This window comes from Bradyrhizobium sp. 139, assembly GCF_023074175.1.
Lineage (GTDB): Bacteria > Pseudomonadota > Alphaproteobacteria > Rhizobiales > Xanthobacteraceae > Bradyrhizobium.
Genome location: NZ_JADPKS010000046.1, coordinates 92,433 through 113,959, shown reverse-complemented (window position 1 = coordinate 113,959; position 21,527 = coordinate 92,433). Strand labels below are relative to the sequence as shown.

General features: G+C 63.6%; 19 protein-coding genes and 1 pseudogene. 13 read left to right on the top strand and 7 right to left on the bottom strand.

What is annotated here, in order from left to right:
- Positions 1-162 precede the first annotated feature (162 nt).
- The 6 genes and pseudogenes from IVA80_RS12350 to IVA80_RS12320 all read left to right on the top strand — a co-directional run bounded on the left by IVA80_RS12350 (position 163) and on the right by IVA80_RS12320 (position 6,595).
- A complete protein-coding gene (locus IVA80_RS12350; protein WP_247429716.1) occupies positions 163-1,317 on the top strand; it encodes an HlyD family secretion protein in 1,155 nt (384 codons plus the stop codon).
- Positions 1,314-2,933: a DHA2 family efflux MFS transporter permease subunit gene (locus IVA80_RS12345; protein ID WP_247429714.1), complete on the top strand. Its 1,620-nt coding sequence runs from the start codon at positions 1,314-1,316 to the stop codon at positions 2,931-2,933. The genes IVA80_RS12350 and IVA80_RS12345 overlap by 4 nt, the downstream gene beginning before the upstream one ends.
- A gap of 179 nt (positions 2,934-3,112) precedes the next feature.
- Positions 3,113-4,114 carry a nitronate monooxygenase family protein gene (locus IVA80_RS12340; RefSeq protein ID WP_247429712.1) on the top strand — a complete coding sequence of 334 codons (1,002 nt, stop codon included), beginning with the start codon at positions 3,113-3,115 and terminating at the stop codon, positions 4,112-4,114.
- A gap of 106 nt (positions 4,115-4,220) precedes the next feature.
- Positions 4,221-4,640 (top strand): hypothetical protein, encoded by a 420-nt coding sequence (locus tag IVA80_RS12335; RefSeq protein ID WP_247429710.1) that lies wholly within the window; start codon positions 4,221-4,223, stop codon positions 4,638-4,640.
- Between the two features lie 53 nt (positions 4,641-4,693).
- Positions 4,694-5,636, top strand: a pseudogene (locus IVA80_RS12325) (alkaline phosphatase D family protein); the annotation flags it as partial.
- A 140-nt stretch (positions 5,637-5,776) separates the two neighbouring features.
- The gene (locus IVA80_RS12320) at positions 5,777-6,595 is read left to right on the top strand and encodes an aldo/keto reductase (protein WP_247429706.1); all 819 of its coding nucleotides are present in this window, start codon (positions 5,777-5,779) and stop codon (positions 6,593-6,595) included.
- A 68-nt stretch (positions 6,596-6,663) separates the two neighbouring features.
- Here the strand turns inward: IVA80_RS12320 and IVA80_RS12315 are convergent, their stop codons facing one another.
- From IVA80_RS12315 to IVA80_RS12300, 4 genes are all read right to left on the bottom strand, one after another.
- Complete coding sequence (locus IVA80_RS12315; protein WP_247429704.1) at positions 6,664-6,888, bottom strand: hypothetical protein; 225 nt, start codon at positions 6,886-6,888, stop codon at positions 6,664-6,666.
- A 141-nt stretch (positions 6,889-7,029) separates the two neighbouring features.
- Positions 7,030-7,482, bottom strand: coding sequence for a hypothetical protein (locus IVA80_RS12310; RefSeq protein WP_247429701.1), 453 nt, complete (start codon positions 7,480-7,482; stop codon positions 7,030-7,032).
- Between the two features lie 167 nt (positions 7,483-7,649).
- Positions 7,650-8,882: a PLP-dependent aminotransferase family protein gene (locus tag IVA80_RS12305; protein WP_247429698.1), complete on the bottom strand. Its 1,233-nt coding sequence runs from the start codon at positions 8,880-8,882 to the stop codon at positions 7,650-7,652.
- Between the two features lie 87 nt (positions 8,883-8,969).
- Complete coding sequence (locus IVA80_RS12300) at positions 8,970-9,473, bottom strand: DUF3124 domain-containing protein (RefSeq protein ID WP_247429695.1); 504 nt, start codon at positions 9,471-9,473, stop codon at positions 8,970-8,972.
- Between the two features lie 91 nt (positions 9,474-9,564).
- Between IVA80_RS12300 and IVA80_RS12295 the strand changes: the two genes are divergently transcribed.
- The 4 genes from IVA80_RS12295 (at position 9,565) to IVA80_RS12280 (ending at position 14,999) form a co-directional block, all read left to right on the top strand.
- Entirely contained in the window at positions 9,565-11,295 is a 1,731-nt protein-coding gene (locus IVA80_RS12295) for a cation:proton antiporter (RefSeq protein ID WP_247429693.1), read from the top strand.
- Positions 11,296-11,470: 175 nt separating this feature from the next.
- Positions 11,471-12,547 (top strand): 3,4-dihydroxy-2-butanone-4-phosphate synthase, encoded by a 1,077-nt coding sequence (gene ribB, locus IVA80_RS12290; protein ID WP_247429691.1) that lies wholly within the window; start codon positions 11,471-11,473, stop codon positions 12,545-12,547.
- A gap of 138 nt (positions 12,548-12,685) precedes the next feature.
- A complete protein-coding gene (locus IVA80_RS12285) occupies positions 12,686-13,900 on the top strand; it encodes an acyl-CoA dehydrogenase (RefSeq protein ID WP_247429687.1) in 1,215 nt (404 codons plus the stop codon).
- 175 nt (positions 13,901-14,075) lie between these two features.
- Positions 14,076-14,999 carry an MBL fold metallo-hydrolase gene (locus IVA80_RS12280; RefSeq protein ID WP_247429685.1) on the top strand — a complete coding sequence of 308 codons (924 nt, stop codon included), beginning with the start codon at positions 14,076-14,078 and terminating at the stop codon, positions 14,997-14,999.
- Between the two features lie 136 nt (positions 15,000-15,135).
- On the opposite strand, the gene IVA80_RS12275 is transcribed toward IVA80_RS12280, so the two are convergent.
- On the bottom strand, positions 15,136-15,990 hold the full coding sequence (locus IVA80_RS12275) for a DUF1499 domain-containing protein (protein ID WP_247429683.1): 855 nt from the start codon (positions 15,988-15,990) through the stop codon (positions 15,136-15,138).
- A 238-nt stretch (positions 15,991-16,228) separates the two neighbouring features.
- Positions 16,229-17,857: a fatty-acid--CoA ligase gene (locus IVA80_RS12270; protein ID WP_247429681.1), complete on the bottom strand. Its 1,629-nt coding sequence runs from the start codon at positions 17,855-17,857 to the stop codon at positions 16,229-16,231.
- Between the two features lie 65 nt (positions 17,858-17,922).
- Between IVA80_RS12270 and IVA80_RS12265 the strand changes: the two genes are divergently transcribed.
- On the top strand, positions 17,923-19,020 hold the full coding sequence (locus tag IVA80_RS12265; protein ID WP_247429679.1) for an extensin family protein: 1,098 nt from the start codon (positions 17,923-17,925) through the stop codon (positions 19,018-19,020).
- A gap of 36 nt (positions 19,021-19,056) precedes the next feature.
- On the opposite strand, the gene IVA80_RS12260 is transcribed toward IVA80_RS12265, so the two are convergent.
- The gene (locus tag IVA80_RS12260; protein WP_247429676.1) at positions 19,057-19,743 is read right to left on the bottom strand and encodes a L,D-transpeptidase; all 687 of its coding nucleotides are present in this window, start codon (positions 19,741-19,743) and stop codon (positions 19,057-19,059) included.
- A 336-nt stretch (positions 19,744-20,079) separates the two neighbouring features.
- Between IVA80_RS12260 and IVA80_RS12255 the strand changes: the two genes are divergently transcribed.
- Both IVA80_RS12255 and IVA80_RS12250 read left to right on the top strand, forming a co-directional pair.
- Positions 20,080-21,057, top strand: coding sequence for a magnesium transporter CorA family protein (locus IVA80_RS12255; RefSeq protein WP_247429674.1), 978 nt, complete (start codon positions 20,080-20,082; stop codon positions 21,055-21,057).
- 186 nt (positions 21,058-21,243) lie between these two features.
- Positions 21,244-21,462 (top strand): hypothetical protein, encoded by a 219-nt coding sequence (locus tag IVA80_RS12250; RefSeq protein ID WP_247429672.1) that lies wholly within the window; start codon positions 21,244-21,246, stop codon positions 21,460-21,462.
- The last annotated feature ends 65 nt before the right edge of the window (positions 21,463-21,527 follow it).

Sequence of the window (21,527 nt, the reverse complement as noted above, 5' to 3'; positions counted from 1 at the left end):
CAGGGCAGCGGCGGCAGGCACGGTGCCGCGCTTCCTTTTTGAGCACTGCAATCATGAATGACAGTGGGGCTCTCGAAGGCCGGAACCATGCTCGGGGGCTGTCGTTAGGCCCCGGGCTTGGCCGCTCTGCCGCCGGTTTAGTCCCTTGGAAAGGTGTTCACCGTGGATGCTCAGACACGGGAGCGTGGGCCGTCCGCGGAGCAGCCGCAGAAGGTGAAGGAAGCTCCGAAGACGTCTCCTGATCGGACCCGCGATGCCAAGGACCAGAAGCCGGCGACGACGCCGTCGCTGCGCGATCGGCTCCGCGAGCATTGGTTACTGGCGACCCTTGGCGTCGTCGTTCTGCTCGCGGCCCTGACCGGCGGCTTGCTCTACTGGCTCGAAGTTCGCCACTACGAATCCGCCGATGATGCCTTCGTCGCCGCGCGCAGCTTTTCCGTGGCCTCAAAAGTGGGCGGCTACGTGACTGACGTTCCGGTCACGGACAATCAGCATGTCAAACTCGGCGATCTCCTTGCCAAGATCGACGAGCGCGACTACCGCATTGCCTTAGATCAGGCCACAGCTCAAGTTGCGGTCTCCAAGGCCAACATCGACAATGTCGAGGCGCAGATCGTTTCGCAGCAGGAGCAGATCAAGCAGGCTCAGGCGCAGCTCGAGCAGGCGCAAGCCCAGCTTCAGTTCTCTCAGGAAGAGTTCGCGCGCGCCCAGAATCTGGTCGAAAAGGGCGCCGGCACCGTGCAGCGCCAGCAACAGACACACTCCGATCTTCAGGCCCAGCAGGCCAACACCGAGCGCGCCAAGACTGCGGTGACGGCCGCGCAACTCGGCATCAAGACGCTGCAAGCGCAGCTCGAAGGCGCCAAGGCACAGCTTCAACAGTCGCAGGCGCAGCTCGATCAGGCCAGGCTGAATTTGCAATATACCAGCGTTGTCGCAGCGCAGTCCGGCCGCGTCGTCAAGCTCAGCGGCGCCAAAGGCACGTTTGTGACAGCGGGGCAGAGCCTGATGATGTTCGTGCCTGACGAAGTCTGGATCGTCGCCAACTATAAGGAGACGCAACTCAACGACATGCGTCCGGGACAGCCGGTCGAAATCCGCATCGATGCCTATCCTGGGCGCAAGCTGACGGGACGTGTCGATTCCGTGCAGCCGGGGTCGGGCACCGCGTTCAGCCTGCTGCCGGCGGAGAACGCTACCGGCAACTTTGTCAAGGTGGTGCAGCGCGTGCCGGTGAAGATCGTGGTCGACAACTGGCCGGCCGATCTGCCGGTCGGTCCCGGCATGTCGGTCGTGCCTTGGACCAGGGTGCGATGACGGACGCAGCGCAAGGCGGCGTATCCGCAGCTGGTTGGTCGCCGGAGCGCTCGGCTGCCGGCGGACACAATCCCTATCTCGTCGCCTTCGTGGTCTCGATCGCGACCTTCATGGAGGTGCTCGACACCACCATCGCCAATGTCGCGTTGCGTCACATCGCCGGCGGGCTCGCCGTCGGCATCGACGAGAGCACCTACGTCATCACCAGCTATCTCGTCGCCAACGCCGTCGTGCTGTCGATATCCGGCTGGCTCTCCACAGTGATCGGCCGCAAGCGTTTTTACATGATATGCGTGGCGACGTTTTCGGTCGCGTCACTGCTGTGCGGCTTCGCCTGGTATCTGGAGGCGCTGGTGCTGTTCCGCATCCTGCAAGGCCTCGGAGGCGGTGGCATGGCGACCAGCGAGCAGGCGATCCTCGCGGACTCCTTCCCGCCGCACAAGCGCGGCCAGGCTTTCGCGATCTACGGCGTCGCAGTAGTGGTCGCGCCCGTGATCGGTCCGACACTCGGCGGCTGGATCACCGATACCTACAGCTGGCACTGGGTGTTCCTGATCAATGTGCCGATGGGAATGCTCTCCCTGTTCCTGGTCGGCACGCTGGTCAAGGAGCCATCGGGCGCGGAGGAGGAGAGGAAGAAGCTGCTGAGCAAGGGTCTGCGCGTCGATTATGTCGGCTTCGTACTCGTCGCGATCGGGCTTGGCTCGCTCGAATACGTGCTGGACGAAGGGCAGCGCAACGACTGGTTCGGCTCGAACGTGATCGTCTTATTCGCGGTGCTCGCAGCCGTCTCGTTGCTCGCGCTGATCCCGTGGGAGCTGACGCGCGACGATCCCATCGTCGACCTCCGCCTGCTTGGCCGCCGGCAATTCGCGGCCTGCTTTCTGGTCATGCTCGGCACCGGCGGGGTGCTGATCTCCACTACGCAGCTTTTGCCGCAACTGCTCCAGACCGAGCTGAATTACACGGCGCTGCTGGCCGGTCTCGCATTGTCGCCCGGCGGCATCGCGACCCTGGTGCTGATGCCGGTGGTTGGTCGCCTCGTCAGCACGGTGCAGCCGAAATACCTCATCATGCTCGGCGCCGCCATCGTCGCGTTCTCGATGTGGCATCTGACGGGGCTCACCGGCGACATTACCTATGGCTATGCCGCGCTGTCGCGCATCTTCCTCGCGCTGGGCTTACCCTTTCTGTTCCTGCCGGTGACGACTGCGTCGTATGACGGCGTGCCGCCTGACAAGACCAACCAGGCTTCCGCGCTGATCAACGTCGCCCGCAACATCGGCGGCTCCATGGGTGTTGCGCTGGCGCAGACGATTCTGGCTCAGCGTCAGCAATTCCATCAGAGCCGGCTGATCGAGCACGCCGCGCCGTCCGACCTCGGCTACCAGCAGACCATCGACGCGATGACACGCTATTTTCAGGCGCAGGGCTCGAATGCGAGCGACGCTGCGTCGCAGGCGGTCGCATGGGTCGGCCGGACCCTGCAGCAGCAGGTCGACTTTCTCGCCTATATCGATGTGTTCTGGACGCTCGCGATCGTCGCAGTGCTGATGATTCCCACGGCGGCCGTGCTGCGGCCGATCGACCTGAGCGCACCGGCGCGATCGCATTGAGGGCAGATGAATGCCCCAGTGATTCCGTTGCCGATGCTGATTGGCGGACCATCAGCAGCTCAAGCAGCCCCTGGGACATTCGAGATGGAGATCCGCTCCTTCGGAGAGAAATGGTGACCCCGGCGCAAAAGTCCGGCTAGACTGATCGCAACATCAAGCAAGACCCGGGAGGCCCATACGTGAAGACCGCGATCACCGAACTGTTCGGAATCGAGCACCCGATCATCCAGGGCGGCATGCATTTCGTCGGCTTTGCCGAACTTGCCGCTGCCGTCTCCAATGCCGGCGGGCTCGGCATCATCACCGGCCTGACGCAGAAGACGCCGGAGTTGCTCGCAAAGGAAATCGCGCGCTGCCGCGACATGACTGACAAGCCGTTCGGCGTCAATCTCACCTTCCTGCCGAGCTTCGCCGCGCCGCCCTATCCGGAATACATCGCAGCCATCGTCGAAGGTGGCGTCAAGTCCGTGGAGACCGCGGGCCGCAGCCCCGAACAATACATGCCGGCGCTAAAGGCGGCCGGCGTCAAGGTCATCCACAAATGCACGTCAGTCCGCCACTCCCTGAAGGCCGAGCGCATCGGTTGCGACGCTGTCAGCGTCGACGGCTTTGAGTGCGGCGGCCATCCCGGTGAGGACGACATTCCCAACATGATCCTGCTGCCGCGTGCGGCGGAGGAGCTGAAGATTCCGTTCGTCGCCTCTGGCGGCATGGTCGACGGACGCAGCCTGGTCGCGGCGCTGTCGCTGGGCGCGGCCGGCATGAACATGGGCACCCGTTTCATCGCCACCAAGGAAGCGCCGGTGCATCAGAACGTGAAGAACGCGCTGGTCGCGGCCACCGAGCTCGACACCCGCCTGATCATGCGGAGCTTGCGCAACACGGAGCGCGTGCTGAAGAACGCCAATGTCGATCGCCTGCTCGAGATCGAGCGCGAAAAGGGCGACAAGCTGAACATCGACGATATCCACGATCAGGTCGCGGGCGTCTATCCCAAGATCATGCTGGACGGCCAGATGGACGCGGGCGCCTGGAGCTGTGGCATGGTCGCGGGCCTGATCCGCGACATCCCCTCCTGCAAGGAACTCGTCGACCGCATCATGGATGAGGCGGAACAGATCATCCGGAGCCGCCTGATGGCGTTCCTGGACGGGACGGGTGCAGCGCGAAGGGGCGCCTAACACTGCCAAACTTCTTAACCACGGCGGTACTTGGCCGCTGGAATTGCACGCGACGCCTCCTAAATAGAGATAAATTACCCTCAAATAATCAATTCAGGAGGCGTCCGTGGTCCTGAAGAGCGTTCCTTTTGCGGTTGCCATTGCCCTCGTGCTCGCATGGGGCGGCGTCGCGCGCGCTGACGACTACAAGCCCGACGAATATCTCGGCCTCGATCTCTCCAGGGCGGTGCTGTCGCCGAAGAGGCTCGGGCCCCAGACGCAATTCGCGCCAGTCGCGTTGGAGGCGAAGGGTGGCAACGAGGCGCAGGCGCGCACCGAACCTGTCGACGTGCCGAAGAAGGTTGCCACCAAACGCGTGCACGTGGCCGAGCCGAAGGTTGTGCATGCCAAGAGCGTCCGGCCGCGCGGCGCAGCGCGCACCAAGCTTGCACATCGCCATGGCAATCCGCTGGACGCGCAGGCGATGGACACCCGTATCCAGACCTGGCCATGCCGCACCGGCGGCATCTGCAACTGGAAGCACTAGCCCGGTTCGAAACCGTCGTCCGCGCGTCGTAAAACCGTAGGCGCGAAGTCAAGAAGGAAAAAGCCGAGGTCGCGCACGCTGCGCAGTTCCGCCGCAACTACAAATACAACCATCTCGATGAGCACTTCCGCGCCTTCCACGCGCAAGTGCCGATGTTCGCGCAGCGGGACGACCATGAGGTCACCAACGACTGGTCGCCGACCGGCAGCTATGACGACGCCGGCTATGAGGACGACGGCAACCCCGCGTCTGGTCGCGCGCGCCCGCCGCGCCTTCTTGGACTACATGCTGATCCGCGATATCGGCGCGCGCAAGGGCCGGGTCTATCGCAAAATCGCCTATGGTCCGCTGCTCGACGTCTTCATGATCGACATGCGCAGCTATCGCGACGATAGCTGGAACAACAGCGACGATCGCCATGGCTAGATCCTGGGTGCCGAGCAACTCGCTTGGCTGAAGCGTGAGCTCGCCGCCTCGCGCGCGGCCTGGAAGGTGATCGCGGCCGACCTGCCGATCGGCGTGATCAGCCTCGATGCGGTTGCGCTCGGCGATGGGCCGCCCGACCGGTGCGAGCACGAGATCGCCGACCTCCTTGCCTCCATCAAGCACGCTGGAATCCGCAATGTTATGTTATCTGGCTCACCGCCGACATGCACTACATCGCCGCGCATTATTACGATCCGAACAAGGCGCATTCCGGGACTTCGAGCCGTTCTGGGAATTCGTCTCTGGCCCTTGCATGCCGGCACCTGGGGACCGGGCGGGCTCGACAACTCTTTTGGTCCGGTCGCGATGTACCAGAACGGTTGCAGCGAGGCGCAGGGCGAGAACCTCGCGCCCTGTTTCGGCCTGCAATTCTTCGGCCGCGTCGAGATCGATGGCGCCAGCGGCGTGATGACCGTGACCCTGAAAGACGTCGACAATTGCGACCTCTGGTCCGTCGACATCGTGCCCCAGCCGCAGGCGCGCCCGGCGGTGGTGGCGCAGCATTCGTAGGCCGCTAACCCGATCTTGATTGGCGACCCTGCGGCTCGCGCGCTATTGTGGCGGCTCCCGCCACCTCTTTCCATCACCGAAACGTCTGCTCACGCGGCAGCGCCGCCGGCATCCAGCGGGATACGTCAGGAGCCTTTTTCATGGACAATCTGAAGACACAGGGCATCAGCATGCCCAAGCTCGGCCTCGGCACCTTCCGCATGCAGGGCGATGCCTGCCGCGCTGCGGTCGAGAGCGCACTGTCGATCGGCTATCGTCATATCGACACCGCCGAGATGTACGCCAACGAGGAGCCGATCGGTGCCGCACTCGCTGCGTCGAGCCTGCCGCGCGGCGAGCTGCATGTCACGACAAAGGTCTGGCACGAGAACCTCAGTCCCGACGCGATCCGCCGCGCCTTCGATACCAGCCTGAACAAGCTCGAGCTCGACCACGTCGACCTCTATCTCGTGCACTGGCCGTCGAAGGCCGCGAACTGGGGCGTGGTGTTCGAGACTCTGATGAAGCTGAAGGACGAGAGGCGCATGCGGGCCATCGGCGTTGCCAACTTCACCACCGCGCTGCTCAAGATCGCCGTCGAGGACATCAGAGCGCCGATCGCCTGCAATCAGATCGAATATCACGCGATGCTCGATCAATCGAAGGTACTGGCCTATCTCAACGCCAAGTCGATCGCGCTGGTCGCCTATTGTCCGCTGGCGCAGGGGCGTGTCGCATCCGATCCGGTGCTGGCCGAGATCGGCGCCAAGCACGACGCGACCGCCGCGCAGGTCGCGCTGAAATGGCTGCTCGACCAGGATGGCGTCGCCGCGATTCCGAAGGCCTCACGCCTTGAGAGCCAACAGGCCAATCTCGACGCGCTGAAGATCACGCTCGACGATGCCGACCGCAACAAGATCGCCGCGCTGCCGAAAGACAGCCGCTGCGTCAATCCCGGCTTCGCGCCGGCGTGGGACTAACCTCGCCGAACGTTTCGAACACGCAAAGAAATGGCCCCGTGAGGGGCCATTTCCGTATTGCGTGCGCATTAGTCCCAGTGGCGATGACCGCCACGCTTGATCACGACGGCCTTGTCGCGATGGTGCCAGCCGCGATGCCAGCCGTGATCGCGATGCATGCCGTATTCGGCGCGGGCGCCGTACGGGCCGTGATGATGACCGCGCTTGATCACCACCGTCTCCGCGCTGGCGAGCGTCGGCAATGCCACCGCGAGCGCGCCGATAGCAGCAATCACATAACCAAGTTTCTTCAAGATGTCCTCCTCCAATAGAATGCAAATCTAAACGGCGCATTCGCGTGAACGTTCCGGAGGAATCACCAGAGAATTCTGAACAGCTGTTCAGACAAAAAAGTGTGGAGCAGTTTTTCGAGAGATCAAGCTCGAGGGTAATAGTCAATCGCAGCGTTGCTGTGCCGGTGTTGGCGCGCCTGTCGCGGCGTATTTGCCGTCCCTGATCGTGTACTCGCCGCGCTCACTGCGATTGTAGATCGCGCGCAAGCTACCTTGCTTTGAGAGTAGCAGACCGAACTCGCGCGTCTGATGCAGCGAGGGGAAGTACACCATCACATTGAGCAGGCCCTCGGCGCCGACCGTGGCCGACACCACTTCGTTCTCGTCCTTGGCTTCGCCGAAATTGCGCCGGTACATCACCCTTCCGTCCTTCCGGATCTCGTAAGTCAGCGCCGCGCCCTTGTCGCGGTCAGGGCGAGCCGCGCAATCGACCGCCCAGGAGCCGAGCAGGCCCCATTGCTCGACCGTCGCCGCAAGCGTCTCGGCGCCGGCCGCTGGCGTGAATGCAAGCCACAGCAGCGCCGCCGTGATCCAGCGGCTCGGACAACGCGTCATGTCCTGAAAAGCCCCACTTCCAATAATGCCAAAGCGTAGCATCCTGCTCGCATCGGTCCACGGCAGCCGCCATTCGCGCGCGAATTTGATCCGCGTCGATGAGGCCGGCTGCTTCCGGGGTAGGATGGCGCGGCCTCCGCGATCCACGGCAGCCAGCCCCAGGTGGCTTAGGGCCGCTTCTCCACGTTGGCGCTGCGGGCCGGCACGCCGAACTCCTTGCGGCACACCTCGGCCAGCACGGCGACGCCGTCGCGGATTTGCTGATGCGAAGGGCTCGCGAAGCACAGCCGCAGCCGCGAGCTGGAATGGCTTTTGTCGGTCGACCATTCCGGCCCTGGATTGATCGATACGCCGGCCGCGAGTGCGGCCTGATACAGTTTTAGCGTATCGACCTGATCGGGCAGTTTCACCCACAGGAAGATGCCGCCCTTCGGCTCCTCGAATTCGGCTGTCGTCCCGAATTGCTCGTTGAGGGCTTCCATCAGCGTATCAAGCTTGGTGCGCAGCGCCTTTGTCAGCGCCGGGACGTGGGTCGAAAAATGCGGCTTGCAGTAGGCGGCGAGCACCATCTGCTCCAGGGCGCCGGAGCCGGCGTCCGTCTTCAGCGCCAGCATCCGCGACATCACATCCCATGGCGCGACGATGAAGCCGACGCGCAGCGCCGGCGCGATCGACTTCGAGAACGAGCCGATATGGATCACGCCGCCGTTCGGGCTCATCGCATAGATCGCCGGCGGCCGCTGTCCTGACCAGACCAGATCGGCGTAGCAATCGTCCTCGAATACAGGCACGCCGTATTCTGCCGATAGCCGCAACAACTCCGCGCGGCGGCCTTCCGGCATGATGCTGCCGGTCGGGTTCTGTACCGTCGGAATGGTGTAGATGTATTTTGGCCGGATGCCGCGGCTCTTGAGGTCTGCCAGCGTCGTGGCCAGCACGTCCATGCGCATGCCGTCCTTGTCGAGGGGGATGCCAACCACGTTGACCCCGAGCCGTGCCAAGCGGGTCAACGAGCCCTGATAGCTTTCCTGCTCGAAGATCACGGTATCGCCGCGCGTCAGTAGCGTGTTGTTGACGAGGTCGAGCGCCTGGAGCGAGCCTGAGACGATCAGGAGGTCGTCGATGGTGCAGTTGATGCCGGCATCGCGCTTCAGCTTGGTGACGAGAAATTCGCGCAAGGGCAGGTAGCCTTGCGGGCCATGCGCCAGCCCATAGGTCGCCAGCGACCGGCCCTCGCGTTGCAGGGCCTGGTTGGCCGCCTCGATCAGGCCGTCGAGCGGCAGTTGCTCGGAATCGTTGTTGCCTCCGACGAAGCTGTATTTGGCAAGGCCCGTCCAGCGCGCAGAAGGGGCCAGCAACCCTGCCGGAAACAGGGGCGCGAAATCGAAGCTGGACGTCATGGGGCGTTCCTCGTTTCTGTTCTTGTTGAGCGGTCGGCGTTGCGCCGGCCAGCCTTATTTCTTCTTGCCCGCCGAGCGGGCCGGGCCTTATTTCTTGCCGACCGTCCGGGTCGGACGGCCCTGGCTGATGAAAGCGTAATGCGCATTGGCGATGCCGCCAACCATCAAGGCCTCGACCACCGGCTCGGCGATCTCGCCCGTTGCGGCCCAGTCGACGATGAAATTGGCCCCTGTCCCGCCGCGCACGTCGTCAGTCGGAATGAAGATCGAGACGGTGGCGAGCGGCTTCACGGCCACCGGCGCCTTGAGATAAGTCTCGACCTGCTTGCCTGCGGTGTCGAAATAGGCGATGCGTTTGACCACCAGCGGCTGGGTCTCGGAGGCGTTGTGTACGCTCAGCGTCACCGAGAAATCGACACGCAGCTTGCCCTGGCTCATCGCAACGCTGGAATAGGCGGGCACGTAGAACCCGCCAGAGACGGCGAGGTCCTCCTTCGGCAGCGCGGTGAGCGAATCAGCAAAGTTTTGTTCGATATTGACCTTGGATTGAGCGGCTGCGGGCACGGCGCAGGCGAGGGGGCATAGCAGCATTGCTGCGAAAAGCTCTTTCCGCATGTGACGAATTGCTCGCTTGCCGCGCCGCAACCCGTCTCTAGGGTGCGGCAAAACGGACCGATTTGGTATGCACGAGCTCATTCGCGACATCACTCTCTGTATTCTGTTTGCCTGGATGCTGGGCCTGCTCGCCCATTTCTCCCGGCAGCCGCTGATCCTGGCCTATCTTATCGCCGGCTTTTGCATAGGTCCATTCGGCGCCGGTTGGGTCAAGTCGCAGGAATCGATCAGCGTCATCTCCGAACTCGGTCTGATCTTTATGCTGTTCATGATCGGGCTGGAGATCGACCTGAAGAAGATCGTGCGGGCGGGAAAGGTGATCCTGTTCGCGGCGGGAGGCCAGCTCCTCGGCGGCTGCCTGCTCGGGGTGCTGTTCTTCGTCGGCATCGGCTTGTCGCTCGGCGGCGGGCATTTCGATGCGGTCTATCTCTGCATCGCCTGTGCGCTGTCGAGCACCGTCATCATCGTCAAGGTGCTCTATGAAAAACGCGAGCTCGACACGCTGCCGGGCCGCATCACGCTCGGCGTGCTGGTGCTCCAGGACATCTTCGCCATCCTGTTCCTGGCGGTGCAGCCGAGCCTCGCCAATCTCGAGGTCAGCGTCATCCTGATCTCGATCGGCCGCGTCGGGGTGCTGGTTGCCGCCGCGCTGCTGGTCAGCCGTTATGTGCTGCCGCGCTTATTCCATCAGATCGCCCGCCGCCCCGAGCTTATCCTGCTTGGCGCGCTCGCCTGGTGCTTCCTCGTCGCCGAGACCGCGGAGCGGCTCTCGCTGTCGCGCGAGATGGGCGCGCTGATCGCCGGCGTCTCGCTCTCGACCTTTCCTTACGCGCTCGACGTCACCGCCAAGGTCACCACGCTCCGCGACTTCTTCATCACACTGTTCTTTGTCGCGCTCGGCATGACAATTCCCGTGCCAGGTCTCTCCGTAATCGGGCTTGCCTTGATGATCGCGGCGTTCACGGTGGTGAGCCGTCTCGTCACCACCTTCGCCCCGCTCTACCTGATGAAGCAGGGCCTGCGCGCCAGCCTGTTGCCGGCCCTGAACCTCGCGCAGATCTCCGAATTCTCGCTGGTGGTGATCCAGACCGGCGTTGCCGACCATCACATCGCGGCCGAGACGGCGAATGCGGCCTCCTTCGCCTTCGTGGTGCTGGCCGTGGTCTCGACCTTCGTGATGACTCGCAGTGACGAGATCACCCGCTGGGCGATCGGCCCCCTGAAGCGGATCGGCCTGCGCGATCTCGACCACGGCAACGGCCATGGCGAGGAGGGGCACGAAGCCGGCCATGGCGAGGCCCGCCGCATCGTCATCCTCGGCTTTTTCCGTGCGGCGAGCGCGCTTCTGGCCGAGATCGAGCGGCAGACACCAGTGCTGCTCGAGCAGATCACCGTGGTCGACTTCAACCCCAATGTGTACCAGACGCTGCTTTCGCGCGGCCTGCACGTGATCTATGGCGACATCAGCAATGTCGACACGCTGCTCCATGCCGGCATCGGCAAGTCCGAGATGATTATCCTCAGCGTGCCGGATTCGCTGCTTAAGGGCGCCACCAACGAGAAGCTGGTCCGCCACGTCCGCGCACTCAACCCGACCGCCCTGATCGTGGCCACCGCCGACCTCCTGGCCGACGTCGGCGAGCTCTACGACGCCGGGGCCAGCTACGTTACCGTGACCCGGCTCAGCGACGCTCATGAGCTGTTCACCGTGATCGAAGCCGCCCAGGCCGGCCTTCTGGCCGACAAGCGTGCCGAGCTCGATCAGCGGCTCGGCGAGCGGCGCGAGGTGCTGCCCTGACGGCGCCCGGCCGCCTTCCTTGCGGGCCGTCCCCGCCCATATCCCTGGTATGTTCGGTGCAAGCCTGAAAGCCCGCTCTGGCCGGCCTCCAGGCATATGGAGTTGCGTCCATGACACTAGCGCCCCGGCCCAAGTCCGGCTAAGCCTCCCGGCGATAACCGATAGAGATTGGGAAATGCCCGATAACGTTCAGGAAGTCTTGCAGGCCTTTGCCCGGGGTGAACTTGTGGTCGTCACCGACGACGAGGACCGCGAGGGCGAGGGCGATCTGATCGTCGCCGCCTCGCTCTGCACCGCCGAGAAGATGGCGTTCATCATCCGCCATACCTCCGGCATCGTCTGCGCGCCCGTGACCACCGAGGACGCGCGACGCCTCCGGCTCGATCCGATGGTGGCCCACAACGATTCCGCGCACACCACCGCGTTCACGGTCTCGATCGACTACAAGCCCGACGGCGGCACCGGCATCTCGGCCGAAGAGCGCGCCTCGTGCTGCCGCGCGCTGTCCAATCCCAATGCCGGCGCCAACGACTTTGCTCGTCCCGGCCATATCTTCCCGCTGATTGCCAAGGACGGCGGCGTGCTCTTGCGCTCCGGCCATACCGAGGCCGCGGTCGATCTGTGCAAGCTCTCCGGCCTGCCGCCGGTCGGCGTCATCAGCGAGTTGATGAACGACGACGGCAGCGTGATGAAGGGCGAGCAGGTCGCCCGCTTCGCTGCCCACCACAAGCTCAAGCATGTCACCATCGCCGACATGATCGCCTATCGCCAAGTGCGCGAGAAGCTGATCGAGCGGGTCTCGACCTTCGTCACCGAAAGCCCGATCGGGCCGCTTCAGGGCTATGCCTACCGCTCGCCGTTCGATTCCATCGCCCACGTCGCGTTCGTCTACAACGGCGTCGGGGACGGCAAGAACGTGCTGACGCGCTTCCACAAGCCCAACATCGTCAAGGACATCTTCACCGGCCACACGCGCATGGCGACGGTGCTCGAGCACTTCAAGAAGTCCGGCCGTGGCGTCTTGGTTTACCTGCGCGACGGCGCCGCCGGCGTCCCCGTAGCGCCGCTGCCCGATGAGAGCGCGACCGAGGCGGACCGCAACCGGCAGTGGCGCGAGGTCGGTGTCGGCGCGCAGATCCTGCGCGATCTCGGCGTCACCTCGATCCGCCATCTCACCTCATCGGTGCACGACTACAAGGGCCTGTCAGGCTTCGGCATCGAGATCGTCGCCAACGAGCAGCTCGAAAGCTAGCGCCGTCATTCCGGGGCGCGCGCTGCGCGTTCCCGGGGATTCACGCAGACCCACAGATGTGCAACGCAATTGCACTTGTTGCCGCGGCGCTTTACTTTGTCGGGCAAATATTGACGGAACCAGACGAAAGGACGTTTCATGAGCGTGCGCCCTCAGGCCAAGGACAAGCCGGCTTCGGCTGCTTTCCAGTGGGACGATCCGTTCCTGCTCGACGAGCAGCTCACTGAAGATGAGCGCATGGTGCGCGACACCGCCCGCGCCTATGCCCAGGACAAGCTGCTGCCGCGCGTCACCAAGGCCTATCTCGAAGAGAAGACCGACCGCGAAATCTTCAACGAGATGGGCGAGCTCGGCCTGATCGGCATTACGCTGCCCGAGGAATATGGCTGTGCCAATGCGAGCTACGTTGCCTACGGCCTCGTCGCGCGCGAGATCGAGCGGGTCGATTCCGGCTATCGCTCGATGAACTCGGTGCAGTCCTCGCTGGTGATGTACCCGATCTACGCCTATGGCGACGAGAACCAGCGCAAGAAATACCTGCCGAAGCTCGCCAGCGGCGAATGGGTCGGCTGTTTCGGCCTCACCGAGCCCGACGCCGGCTCTGATCCGGGCGGCATGAAGACCCGCGCCGAGAAGGTCTCGGATGGCTATCGCCTGACCGGCAGCAAGATGTGGATCTCGAACGCGCCGATCGCCGACGTATTCGTGGTCTGGGCCAAGTCGGCCGAGCATGACAACCAGATCCGCGGATTCGTGCTGGAAAAGGGCATGAAAGGTCTCTCCGCGCCGAAGATCGGCGGCAAGCTGTCCTTGCGCGCCTCCATCACCGGTGAGGTCGTGATGGACGGCGTCGTCGTTCCGGAAGACGCCCTGCTGCCCAACGTTTCCGGCCTCAAGGGCCCGTTCGGCTGCCTCAACCGCGCCCGCTACGGTATCTCCTGGGGTGCGCTCGGCGCCGCCGAGGACTGCATGCACCGCGCCCGCCAGTACACGCTGGACCGCAAGCAGTTCGGCAAGCCGCTGGCCGCGACCCAGCTGGTGCAGAAGAAGCTCGCCGACATGGAGACCGAGATCGCGCTGGGCCTTCAGGGTTCGCTTCGCGTCGGCCGTCTGATGGACGAGGGCAAGTTTGCCCCCGAGATGATCTCGATCATGAAGCGCAACAATTGCGGCAAGGCGCTCGACATCGCGCGTGTCGCGCGCGACATGCACGGCGGCAACGGCATCTCGATCGAGTATCACGTGATGCGCCACGTCCATAACCTCGAGACCGTCAACACCTACGAGGGCACTCACGACGTCCACGCCCTGATCCTGGGACGTGCGATCACGGGCATTCAGGCGTTTTTCTGATCGATCCACAACGCGTGGGATGCGACTGAATTCTTCAAGTGCGCCATGGCCGGGCAGAAGCGCGAGGCGCGTCTTCGCGCTAGATGTGCCGGCCATCCACATTCTAGTCGCGCGAAGAACGTGGATGCCCGGCACAGGGCCGGGCATGACGAAGTCAGGAAGATGTGAGCAAGCCATGTCCGATAACGACGACATCCCGTTCAACCGCAACTTCCCACTCAAGCCTGGAATCGTCGAGGAAGTCCGGCCCGGCGTGCGGCGCGTGCTCTGTAATAATTCGAGCCCCTTCACCTTCACCGGCACGGTCAGCTACATCGTAGGCCAAGGCAACGTCGCGATCATCGATCCCGGCCCGGACGATGAGGCGCATGCAGCGGCACTGCTCGATGCAGTCAGCGGCGAGACCGTGAGCCATATCTTCGTTACCCACACCCACCGCGACCATTCGCCCAACGCTGCGAGGATCAAACAGGCGACCGGCGCGACAGTCTATGCCGAAGGCCCGCACCGGGCCTCGCGACCGCGTTTCGAGAGCGAGAAGCACAACCCTGAATCCGGTGCCGATCGCGACTTCGCGCCCGATATCAGGATCGCGCATGGCGACGTCGTTGAGGGTGCCGGCTGGCGTCTGGAGGCCGTGGCGACGCCCGGCCACACCGCCAATCATCTCGCCTTCGCCTGGCCCGAGCGAAAGTTCAACTTCGTCGGCGATCACGTGATGGGCTGGTCGACCTCGATCGTGGCGCCGCCCGACGGCTCGATGATCGACTACATGGAGTCGCTCGACCGGCTCGCCGCGCGCGATGAAGATCTGTATTTCTCCGGCCACGGCCCTGAGATTCCGGACGGCCAGCGCTTCGTGCGCTTCCTGATTCGCCACCGCAAGGCGCGCGAAGCCTCGATCCTGCACCGCCTCGCCAAGGGCGAGACCGACATCCCGACCATGGTCCGCGCGATCTATATCGGCATTGATCCCAGGCTGACGACGGCCGCCGGCTATTCCGTATTGGCGCATCTGGAAGATCTGGTCGCGCGCGGCGTGGTGGTGACGGATGGTGATCCCGTGATTGGCGGGACGTATCGGATGGCGGCAGCCTAGCTTTGTTATTCCGGGGCGCTGCGAAGCGGCGAACTATGATGCGCATTGCGCATCAGAGAATCCATTCATCCACGAACGCTGCGGCCCGATGGATTCCGGGCTCGCGCTGACGCGCGCCCCGGAATGACGGCGGGGCTTATTTCTTCACCGTCTTCGCCGGTACCTTCTGGGGCGCCACCGGCGTCTTCTTCACCGGTTTCAGCGCGTCGGCATCGGCGGCGGTGTTGAGGTCGTCGATGAATTTTTTCACGCGCGCGGCGTTGCTGCCGAGGTCGCTCTCGAAATAGCGCGAGGCCGAGCGGATATCGACGCGGGAATCGTCACCGTCGGGCACGATCCGGATCGCGATGTCCTCGCGGAACCCCATGATCGGCGTCCGTGCCACCGCCTCGATGCGGCCGATGCGGCGCGGCGGCTGCGGCTCGCGCTCGTCGATGACGAGCCATTTGCGCTTGATGACGAGCTGGCGCGCGATCGCATAGGCCCGATCGACCGGAATATCCAGCTCGATCGGCTCGATGTCGGGATAGAACTGGCGCTGCTGCTCCGCCGAATAGAGGCCGGTGTAGACGGCGGTGTTGGTGCCATCGCCGGTGCGCACGTGCGCCAGCGCGTCGAAGCGCGGCGGATCGATCGGGTTGGTGGTGATGTCGTGGATCGGCGGCAGCTTGCGGTATTGCAGGCTGAGATAAGCGGGATAAGCGAGAATCGCGCCGGCGATGAGGAAGGCGAGCAGGATGCGCGCCATGCCGCGCGAGCCGTTCTGCCAGATCGCGGCAAAGCCTGCGAGCCCGAACAGAATCGAGAGGCCGGCGATCGCGAGCCCGCCGAAAAAAGTCATCAGCGCCGGCTTCATCTCCAGGAAGTCGAAGCGGACGATGACGATCGAGACCACCACCGCCACGACCGCGAACACGGCCAGATTACGCGCCCACGTGGCGAGGCTTGACACGGACTCCGACTGATAGGGAGCGGAAAACCTGCGGGCCATCGGGGTTGAGTTCTGCCGGGGTTTGGGGCGGTGCCGGCCGGTTTGGCGCGACGATGGGGCGTTGAGACCACGGCCCGGTGGCAAATTCAAGGGTTCCGCCACCCTCTTGTCGTCATGGCCAGGCTTGACCCGGCCAGCCACGGCTCTCTTTCTTGAGGTCAGGACCTGGGTGCCCGGGACATCTAGCGCGAAGACGCGCTTCGCGCTTCTGCCCCGGGGCATGACGTCTGGGGTGGCCCTATGCCGCCGCGTTCGGGAAGCGGTAATCCTTGAACTGGTCGCGCAGCGCCGTCTTCAGGATCTTGCCGGTCGCCGTATGCGGGATGCCATCGACGAAAGCCACGTCGTCGGGCATCCACCATTTGGCGATCTTGCCGTCCATAAATTTGAGGATGTCCTCGCGCGTGGCCTGCTGGCCCTGCTTGAGCTGCACGATCAGGAGCGGGCGCTCGTCCCATTTGGGGTGGTAAATGCCGATCACCGCGGCCTCTGCCACGGCGGGGTGGCCAATCGCGAGGTTTTCCAGGTCGATCGAGGAGATCCATTCGCCGCCGGACTTGATCACGTCCTTGGAGCGGTCGGTGATCCGCATATAGCCGGCCTCGTCGATGGTCGCGACGTCGCCGGTGTCGAAGAAGCCTTCTTCGTCGACGATGTTGGCGTCGACGCGGTAATAGGCGTTGGCGACGGCGGGGCCGGAGACCTTGAGGCGGCCAAAGGTCTTGCCGTCCCAAGGCAGCTCCTTGCCGGCATCGTCGGTGATCTTCATCTCCACCGCGAAGGGCGCATAGCCCTGCATCTGGAGTACGTCGAGCCGCGCATCGCCCGTCGCATTCTGGAACGGCGGCTTCAGCGCCGCGACGCTGCCGATCGGGCTCATCTCGGTCATGCCCCAGGCGTGACGCACGTTTGAGCCCATGTCGAGGAAGGCCTTGATCATCGAGCGCGGCATCGCCGAGCCGCCGCAGATCACCATCTTCAGGTCCGGCAGCTTCAGATTGTTGGCGGCCATGTGCTGGAGCAGCATCAGCCACACGGTGGGCACCCCCGCAGTGTGCGTCACCTTCTCGGTCGAGAGCAGCTCATAGACGGAGGCGCCGTCGAGCTTGGCGCCGGGCATCACCAGCTTGGTGCCTTGCGAGGGGGCCGAGAAGGCGATGCCCCAGCTATTGGCATGGAACAGCGGCACCACCGGCAGCATTGTCTCGGACGCGCTGGTGCCGAGCGCATCGACATTGTTGGCCATCAGCGCGTGCAGCACGTTGGAGCGATGCGAATACAGCACACCCTTCGGATCGCCCGTGGTGCCCGACGTGTAGCACATCGCGGCTGCCGTGTTCTCGTCAAAGTCCTTCCATTTGAATTTGCCGTCGGCCTCCGCGATCCAGTCCTCGTAGGCAACCACATTCTTCAGCGTGGTTTGCGGCATGTGCGCCTTGTCGGTGAGCACGACGTAGCGTTCCACGCTTGGCAGCTTGTCGGCGATCTTCTCCAGGACCGGAACGAAGGTGATGTCGGTCATCACGATGCGGTCCTGCGCGTGGTTGATGATCCAGGCGATCTGCTCGGGGAAAAGGCGAGGATTGACGGTATGGCAGATGGCGCCGATCCCCATGATGCCGTACCAGACCTCGAGATGGCGCCAGGTGTTCCAGGCGATCGTTGCGACACGGTCGCCGAGCTTGATGGCGTCGCGCTCCAGCACTTGCGAGACCTTGAGCGCGCGCTTGTGGATTTCGCCATAGGTGGTGCGATGGATCGGGCCCTCGACCGATCGCGTCACGACCTCCTGCTTGCCATGAATCCTGGCGGCGTGTTCGATGATTCGGTGGCAGAGCAGGGGCCAATCTTGCATCAAACCAAGCATTCGATCGTTCCTCCGAGAATTCGCTGGGCGGGTTGTCGCTCTCAGCGCTGGGCCAAAGAATTGTCATGAGTTTTAGCCTGCCGGAGTTTCGCCGCAAATGGTCTTGTCGCGGCTATATGTCCGCCGGCGCGGCAATGGTTACCGCCGCGCTCGGGCTGTCGCTCACGCTGGCGGAGAGGGCAGAGGCGCGAAAACATGCTGCCCCGCTGGATATCTTTGGCATTGTCGCACCACTGCCGCGCGCGACGGCTCATTCTGCCAAGATCCCGCTACCGAAACCCCGCCCGGAGGAGGCGCCCAAAGCGTCAGACGAGGCCGCACCGGAGACTGGAGGCAAGCCTTCTGCCGACAAGCCTTCTCCGGATAAGCCCGGCGCCAACAAGCCGGCCGAGGCCGCGCCGCCGCCTGAGAAGCAGCCCTCGGCCTGCCGCCTTGCGCTGACCGAGGAGATCGCGATCGCGCCCTCGATCCCGGATATCCGCGGCCCCGGTGCCTGCGGCGGCGAGGATCTGGTGCGGCTCGAGGCCATCGTGCTGCGGGACAAGCGCAAGGTAGCGGTCAAGCCGGCGGCAATCCTCCGCTGCACCATGGCGTCCGCGATCGCCGATTGGGTGCGCAACGACATGGTGCCCCTGGCTGCGAGCCTCGGCTCGACCATCAGCGATCTCGACAATTTCGACAGCTTCGAATGCCGAGGCCGTAACCGCGTCCTGGGGGCGATGCTGTCCGAGCACGGCAAGGCCAACGCGCTCGACGTCCGCGCCATCAAGCTTGGCAACGGACAGTCGATCGGCCTGACCGACCGCAGCATGTCGCGCGACGTGCGCGAGCGCGTGCTGCATTCGGTCTGCGCACGCTTTTCCACCGTGCTCGGCCCGGGCTCGGACTGGTACCACGAGGACCACATCCATCTCGACCTGGCGCAGCGGCGCAACGACTACCGGATCTGCCAGTGGAATGTCTGGGATCCGCTGCCGCAGGTCGCTCCGCTGCTGCCGGCGGAGCGGCCCGAGGAAGCGCCGCCGCGCGAGGTCGCAGCCAAGCCCGAGGCAAGGGATGGAGCTGATGGCGAGGCGGCGCAGAAATCCCCTGCGCCTGCGGACAAGTCGGCCGCCGGCAACAAAGCCCAGTCGCACAAGCCGGCAACAAAAAAGCGCCGGTGAAACCAGCGCTTTTGGATGTCTAAGAGCAGGAGGCGATCAGAAGCTGCCCGCTTGGCCAGTTCCGCTGCCGCCGAGCGCGAGGCGCGAATTGTAAGGCGAGTCGCCGTGCTTCGGCTCGAGCACCACGACGATGGTGCCGACCTTGACGCGGCTGTAGAGGTCGATCGCGTCCTCGTTGGTCAGGCGGATGCAGCCCGACGAGATTGAGGCGCCGATATATTCCGGCTGGTTGGTGCCGTGAATGCGGAACAGCGTGTCCTTGCCGCCCGAGTAGAGATACATCGCGCGGGAGCCCATCGGATTGTCCGGACCCGGCGCGACGAAGGTCGGCACGCCCAGTCGCGAAATCTCGCCCGGTGTCGGATGCCAGGCCGGCCACTCGGTCATGCTGCCGACCTTGGCAATGCCCGACCACGCCATGGCTTCTTCGCCGACGGTGATGCCGTAGCGGATCGCCTTGCCGCCATCCATCACCCAATAGAGATAGTGGTTATCGGAATCGACCACGATCGAGCCCGGCGATTCCTTGCGGTGGTAATCGACGATGGCGCGGCGGAACGGCTCAGCCACCGGGGTGTTCTCGTACCGGACCTTGGCGAGGAGTTCCTTGTCCTTCGGCTTGAAGGTCTTGGTGTCGGTCGCCTCAAAATGCGTGGCCTGCATGCAGCCCGACAGCATCAGGCCAGCGGCCAAAATACCCAGCGTAACTTTCAGCAACGACATGATTTGGTTCCAATCGACAACAACAAGCTTGCGTAGGGCTTGAGTCAGCCCAAATTCCACGATTCCCGTTGGTCCCATTATCGTTGAAATCTGCCACAATTCCAGCGTTTCGAAGCTTTTCCCGCGCTGCCACACCCTATCTGTGGCTTTTCTGCCGCAATTTTTGCGACCCAGAGCCGATTTTTGGGCAAAGCGCGCGAATCTGTCGATTACGTGCCACAGTTGAGCTGCGGCGTCGCCACAAATGCCAACGCTCCGTTAATGTGGTTGTCATCATGAGCTTGTCAGAATCGCGCTAAACGCTGTCATTCTGTCGCAGGTTCTCTGGAGTTGTTCATGTTTTCGGTATTTGTTCCCTCCGAGACCTCCCTCAAGAAGGCTGTCATCGAGGATCTCACGGCGCTGCCGGAGAGCGCGGTCTGGATCGACCTGGTCAATCCGACCGCGGCCGAGGACAAGGCGGTGGAACGGCTGGCCGGCATCGCCATTCCGACCCGGGAAGACATGCAGGAGATCGAGATCTCCAGCCGCCTCTATATCGAGAACGGCGCGCGTTACATGACCGCGACGCTGATGTGCCACTCCGATACCGACATGCCCCGGACCACGGCGGTGACCTTCATCCTCGGCGACCATCGCCTGGTGACGGTGCGCTACGACCTGCCGAAGCCGTTCGCCCTGGTCGAGGCCAAGCTCGCCCGCTCCTGCACGCCGGCCGTCACCGGCGAAATGGTGCTGATGGAGCTCCTGGACGCCGTGATCGACCGCTGCGCTGACATTCTGGAGCGCTGCGGCGCCGAGATCGACCAGGTCTCACACGACATCTTCGAGCCCGAGAGCGAGCGCCACGGCCACGCCAAGCAATACTCCCAGATCCTGATTTCGATCGGCCGCAAGGGCGACTTGACCTCCAAGGTCCGCGAGAGCCTGGTCTCGATCGGCCGCGTCGTCGCCTTCCTTTCGGCCGTGGTGGAAGGCGTGAAATGGTCGAAGGATATGCGCGAGCAGCTCAAGACGATGCAGCGGGACGTCGTCTCGCTGACCGATCACGCCTCCTATCTCTCCAGCAAGATCACCTTCGTGCTGGACGCCATGCTCGGCGTCGTCAATCTCGAGCAGAACAATATCATCAAGCTGTTTTCGGTCATGGCCGTTGTCCTGATGCCGCCGACGCTGATCGCCTCGATCTACGGCATGAACTTCAAGGCGATGCCGGAACTCGAATGGGCGCACGGTTATCCGTTCGCGCTGGTGTTGATGCTAATCGCGGCCATCGTCCCGTATTGGATCTTCAAGTGGAAGAAGTGGCTGTAATAGCTACCGAGACCTTACGCCAGTCGCGGAGACATGGTGCTTGGTGTCGCAGAATAGAGCGGGATTGAGGCCGCGCGGTGATGGGTGCGCGCCGCCCCAATTCCTCCGGTAAAATTTGAGCGGTGGGCTGAACGTTTGCGCGAAACTTGTCTGCGATAAGCAGCGTGTTAGCCGCGAGGAACAGCCATGGTTGAAAAACACATAACGTCGCCCCGCAATGTCATCGATCTGGCGAACTATCGTCATGTCCTGGCGAGCGGCAAGGCGTCGTCGATGTCGGCACGCATGTGCCGGCACTGTGGTGCTCCGCTGCTCGACGGTGAGAACGACGACGACTGCTCGACTGCATTGAACGTGGCCGCTCCGCGGCTGCGCGAACGGTCGCGTCGGATTCGAATCGATTGAGGAACGGAAGAAAGGGCGGGCGATCCAGGTCTTGCGGCGGCTTTGTCTGGATCGCCTTGCTTCCG